This window comes from Weissella sp. DD23 (assembly GCF_001579105.1).
Lineage (GTDB): Bacteria > Bacillota > Bacilli > Lactobacillales > Lactobacillaceae > Weissella > Weissella cibaria.
This window is the reverse complement of record NZ_KQ970392.1, coordinates 247,323-249,025: the sequence shown is the minus strand read 5'-3', so window position 1 is coordinate 249,025 and position 1,703 is coordinate 247,323. Positions and strand designations below refer to the sequence as shown.

The 1,703-nt window shown below is 45.2% G+C and carries 2 protein-coding genes; both read right to left on the bottom strand.

All coding sequences use genetic code 11. The features are described from left to right. Positions 1–944 (bottom strand): ABC transporter ATP-binding protein (locus WEIDD23_RS05455; RefSeq protein ID WP_242865444.1); only part of this gene is annotated, 944 nt, incomplete at its 3' end. Between the two features lie 17 nt (positions 945–961). Continuing rightward, positions 962–1,703 (bottom strand): ABC transporter permease (locus tag WEIDD23_RS05450; protein ID WP_242865443.1); only part of this gene is annotated, 742 nt, incomplete at its 5' end.

The following is a 1,703-nucleotide window of genomic DNA, read 5'->3' as shown; positions in this document are numbered from 1 at the left end:
GCAAAGTGTGTTGGTGACAATTGGAAGAATGGTGGCTTCTGCTCTTCATCGATTGCCAAAGCATACTTGTTACGTGCCGCAAACGGATCACCAACAGGTGGCTCCAACAAATCTGGTGGCGTACCAGGAATGGCTTCCAATTCACCACGTTCCGTCTCTGTCGTTGGCATTGAATTTAGCAAGCCCCATGTATATGGGTGTTGTGGGAAGTTAAACACTTCATCCACTGTACCAATTTCAATAATCTGACCCGCATACATAACTGCAACACGGTCAGCCATTCCAGCCACAACACCCAAATCGTGGGTGATGAAGATGATCGAAGAATTGATTTCCTTTTGAACCTTCTTCATCAAGTCCAAGATTTGCGCTTGAATTGTCACGTCCAACGCGGTTGTTGGTTCGTCGGCAATCAACACTTCTGGTCGGTTAATCATCGCAATCGCAATCACGATACGTTGACGCATACCACCTGAGAATTGGTGTGGATAATCATTGATGTGCGCTTCGGCATTTGGAATACCAACTAGCTTCATCATTTCCAACGCCTTGCCCCAAGCTTCCTTCTTGCTCATCTTCTTGTGCTTGATGAGCGGCTCAGCAATTTGTTGACCAATCTTCATCGTTGGATCCAATGATGTCATTGGGTCTTGGAAGATCATCGCAATTTCAGCTCCACGCAACTTTTGCATTTGGTCTTCTGACTTACCGATAATTTCATCGCCACGGAACTTAATTGAACCGTGTTCCACTTCCGCATTCTTGGCTAGCAAGCCCATTAGTGAACGTGTCGTGACAGACTTACCTGACCCAGACTCACCAACGATAGCCAATGTCTCACCCTTGTACAAATCAAAAGAAATGTCGCGGATGGCTTGCACCTTACCGTTGTAAGTCCTGAAATTAATTTTTAGGTCTTCAACCTCAAGAATTTTTTCTGCCATTTGCTAACTCTCTTTCATTAATCCTTTGTACGAGGATCAAAGGCATCACGTAATCCATCACCCAACAAGTTAAAGGCAATCATAATAACCGCCAAAATTACCGCTGGAATAATCAATTGATATGGATAGAATTGTAGCGCCTTTTGACCATCGTTAAGCAACGTTCCCAAAGATGCCATTGGCACTGGAATTCCCAACCCAATAAATGACAAGAGGGCCTCGAAGAAGATTGCTGATGGAATCGTGAACATCAATTGCACGATAATGGTTGAACTCAAATTTGGCACCAAGTGACGCAAACCGATACGCCATGCTGACGATCCCAGGGTGCGGGCAGCCAAGATGTAATCTTGCTCTTTAATCGTCAACACCTGCGCTCGAATCAAACGCGCCATCGATGTCCAAGATGTCATGGCAATTCCCAAAGCAATTGAGAACATACCTGGCTTCAAAATCAAAATCAACAAGACGAACACAACCAGGTTCGGAATTGATGAGATGATTTCGATGATTCGTTGCATCACAACGTCGGTCTTACCACCACGCCAGCCGGAAATGATTCCGTATGTCACACCGAAGACCAAGTCCATTGCAGCCGCAATCAACGCCACTTGCAATGAGATACGCGTACCGTACAACACACGCTTGAAGATATCACGACCAAATTGGTCAGTTCCAAACCAGAAGTTCTTCTTCTTTGAAACACCCGCTGAGTCATATGAATCAATCTTCACACCATCTAACTTTGCGTGTCCCGTA